Genomic DNA, 4,281 nt, shown 5'->3' on the forward strand with positions numbered 1-4,281 from the left:
AAGGGCGTCGGTTTCAAGAGCGTGCTGCACCTGTGCGACGCGCCTGAGGTCTACAGCGTGGCCAGGGAGGGGTCCCGGCTCCTCGACGGGTTCACCTTCCGGTTCGCCCGGCTCGACGACTACGACGCGCTCGCCCGCGAGGTGGCGCCCGAACGCGAGGGTTTCGCCGACTACTTGAAGGAGAACCTGCTCACGCTGAAGGTGCCGGTCTTCTTGGAGGAGCCACCGAAGACCGTCCAAGGCTTCGCGCGCCGGGGCTTTGTCACCGTCATCCGTCTGCCGCTGAAGTCGGCCGACGCGCGCTCGGCCGCCGAGGCGCAGGTGCGGGAACTCATGGACGACAACGCCCCGTTCGAGCTGTTCCTCGACCGGCTGGAACGTGTCCGGCTGGAGTGGCGGGCCGCGGGGGAGACCCGGCGCAGGACGTATGACCGTCAGGTGGAGGTGCTGCACCACGCCCGTGGCCTGAAGGTGCAGCAGGTCACCTTGCGTCGGCGGATGCGTCTGATCGTCGTCTGCGGGAAGGCCGACCCGGACCGCGCACAGGAGGAGCTCGCCGCGTCGATCGAGAAGAGCGGGATGCGACGCGACTGGATGGCCTGGGAGAAGAAGGCCGAGGTACGGGTCGCCGTACCGGTTGGCGATCCCTTGCGGGAGGGGCGGCTCTACGCCTTCCTGCCGATGGGCGAGCAGATCTCGGCACCCGTCCGCGGCTATGTCCACGCACCGTTTTTCGCGGAGATGAACCGTCGTTCGTTCAACGAGGCGGTGCCGTGGAACGGTCTGCTGCTCGACACTGTGGCTGAGGTGAGCGCCCGCGCGGTGCTCGCAGCGGCGGACGGGCGGGCACCGATTCCGCCCGGCGCGATCGTCGACCTCATGTGCTGGCAGCCTAAGGCACTGGCGCGGCTGACGTCTGCCTTCCAACGGCTGGACCATGGCATCGCCCACGTGCCGTTCATCCCGGTGATCGGAACGACACCCGGGGCTCGCACCTCCCTGCACCGTGCCCTTCTGTGGGAAGGGAAGGACGGCTCCACGATCTTCACCCCGCACGCCGTCGCCGCCACGGGGGTCATGGATCTCCTCGATCCGCATCTGCACCCCATTCGGTTGCGGCGGCTGGCGTCCCTGGCCAGGAGCGCGGGCACGCGCCTCGAACCCCCAACAGAGCGCCTCGCGTCGTGGGCGGAAGGGCTCGCCGGGGCCGCCGTACGTGACACCATTGATCCCGGATGGTGGGCGGACTTCTACTACGACCTCTCCCAGGCGTTCCCCGACGGCTCGGCCCTGACCGGCAAGCGGATCGTCATTACTTCCAGGTCGATGACGGCACCGGCCGGCGCGGATGGCGTCTTCTTCGACCGCGACACTCCGCAGGGCGGCTCCCTGCCGACCCTGCCCGACGGCCTGCACTTCGTGCACGAGGGCATCGCCTGGTCCGGCAAGGGCCGCAAGCGCAGAGCCCAGGGCCGCAAGTGGCTCAGGACCGCGAACCTCGTCCACGACTACGGTGTCGACCGGGTGCTCGCGGTGGTCGCAGGTGCACTGAGCGCGGACAGCGAGGACAACGGCGTACGCCTGGCCTGTCTCCGCTACGCCTGCGCGGTCTCCCACGCTCTGGAGACGGAGGGCCGCAGGGCTCCCTTCCTGGGGAATCTCCACGTACTGACCCGGGCCGGCTGGATCGACGCGAGCCGCGCCATGTTCGGGCCGGGCTGGCCAGCAGAGCACTCCTCCGTCGACGACACCCTGACCCGATTCCTGGAGCGCGTCCGGGAACTGTCTCCCGTGCTCACCCAGACGGAAGGACGGCTCCTCGTCCGCCCCGACGACCTGTGCGGCGACGCGATCCCCGTGGAGGCCATGCGGCGCTTCCTCGAACGGCACCACGTCGCTCATGGCCTCCGTCCCCGGTACGAGACCTTCCGCATCAGTGTCAGGGGAGACGCCCTCAACCGACCCTCCCGTTTCTGGGCCCCGGACCGGCCGGATCTGCTGCCGCAGTGGCGGACGAGCGCCGAGCGCTGGCGGAACCGGCGTAGGGTCGGCTACATCAGCGTGGAGTACCACTCACGCTCCCGTGCTGCGGCCATGCTGCCTGGTCAGGACGACTACGCCGCCTTCTCCGAGGAGGACCGCAGACTCTACGCGGAGCTCATCGTGAACGGCCTCGCCTTCGCCTGGGCCGACTCCGCACTGGAGATGCAATTCGTACGCCACAGCGATCCCACCGGGACGCCCTGGCCCACTCCGCTGTCCGCCTTCCTCACCCACGCTCCGTGGATCCCGCAGACGGCCGCCCCGAGCGCCACCTCGGAGGGGACCGTGTTCGCCACCGCCGGCACGGCCTGGTGGTGGCACGGCACGCAGCCCCCGCCCCAGTTCCTCGGCGTGGTATCGGCTTCCTTGCGCAGCAGGCGGTCCGCCAAGCTCGTGGCACGGCTCGGCCTGCTCGGCATCCGCTCCTGGGACGATCCCGGCACCGCGCTCGACCGGCTCCGCCACCTGCCGGACCTGGTGCAGGCCAACGCCCACCTCAGGGAAGGAAGACTCGCGCACGAGATCGGACGGGAGTACGAAAAGGCGTGGGCGCAGCTGCTGCCGGGGGAGGGCGGGACGCGCACCGCCGACGGCGGGCAGCCCGCGGCGCCGCGCCGGCTGCTGGTGACCCGCGCTGGCGCCCTCGCCTCGCTGGACCCGGCGGAGACGGACGAGACGGCCTTCGTCCCGGATCCTGACGGGGCCCAGAACCGAGCCCTTCTGGACCGGGTCCCCGTGCCCGTGATCCCGGTACGGGACAGGACACTGGGCGGCCGGGTCCACGCCTTCCTCCAACGGAGGACAACGTTCGACGTCCAGCGGTGCGGCGAGGCCGCGCACGACATCCAGGCCGACGGATTGCCCGTCCGTGACGCACCGCACGTGCCGTTGATGGAGTACGCGGGATCCTGGCTGCTCACCCTGGTCGCGGCCCTGGTGGAGTTCGACGAGGAACGAGCGTCCCGTCCGGAGCCCGTGGCCGCGGCCGACGTGGCCGGCCTACTGCATCGCTGCGACGTGACCGTGGCCGGCGAGGCCGTCCTCTGGATCGCCGGCCACCGCCTCACCGAGCACGGAGCGGACCGAGCCCTGCTGCACCCGCACCCAGACCGGCCCCGTGTGGTCGTCGTGCACAGCGGGCCGCGTACCGGCTGGCGAGTGCTCCGCACCGCCGCCCCCGCCGTGGCTGCCCTCATCGGCGCACCCTACCTCGCAGACCCGCTGTGGAAGGCGCTGACCAAACTGGAGGAACGCGGCCTGAAGACCGACCACGTCCCCGAGGAGGATCTCACGGACGTCCTGGACCTGCGGCCGCACCAACTGCACGCCGTCCTCGCCGAGCGGGCGTCACAGCGTTCCGGTAGCGCGCGGCTTGTCCCCCTCCTCGCCTGCCTTGATCTTGACCTCGCGGAGCAACTGCGGCAACACGCCGAGGACTTCTCCGACCGCGCTGCCCTCCTCACCTGGCTCACCGACCGGATCGGCGCACCGAACGCGGAACAGCTCATGCGGTTGCTGGAGGACGACGACCGGGAACGGCAACTGAGCGCCATATCCGTGCCCCTTGCCGACGCCAACCGCGCGTGGCGCGCCCTGGGCCTCCCGGAGATCGAGAACAGGGACCGGCATGAACGGCATTTCGCGGCATGGCTTCAGCGGAACCGTCCCGCGCTCGCCGAGCGGATCAGGGACGCCTACAGGGACGTCCATCGGTCCGGACGGTCCCTGGCCCGGTACGTGAAGTTGCGCGACCTCTCCCTACTCGCGCCGGACGCGGCCTGGCACACGACGCTGTGGCATCTCTCCGACGAACTCCTTCAAGCCCACGCGGCCGCCTGGCTGATGAAACAGCTCCCCGCGCCCTCGTCGACGTCACGCCCGCTGAGGCCGCTGGCCGAGGTACGCGAGGCATCCAGCACAGCGGTGCACAAGCAGGTACCACGGCTGCGGCAACTAATCGAGGAATGGGAGCGCCTCTATCCCGCAAGTCGCCCCACGGTGCTGCCCCCCGCCCAGGACGTCCTGCGGGAACTGGACGACGACGGCCTGCTGGACTTCGAAGTCCTGTCCGTGAAGGCATTGATCGCCTGGCTTAGGGCCCGCGGCCACTGGCCCCAAGACATGCCTCTATCGGACCGGCGCGCAGACCTCGGACTGGCCGCGACACGTCCCCTGGAGCCCGCGGGGAGCACCGGCGGAGCCACGGGCGGGGGGGGGGGGGGGGGGGGGGGGGAGGGG

At 70.5% G+C, this 4,281-nt stretch carries 1 protein-coding gene; it reads left to right on the forward strand.

The window, feature by feature from the left end:
• On the forward strand, window positions 1-4,281 hold a 4,281-nt coding region (locus ACSLTV_RS35885), incomplete at both ends, for a hypothetical protein (RefSeq protein ID WP_435613707.1).

This window comes from Streptomyces sp. bgisy159 (assembly GCF_965341775.1).
Lineage (GTDB): Bacteria > Actinomycetota > Actinomycetes > Streptomycetales > Streptomycetaceae > Streptomyces.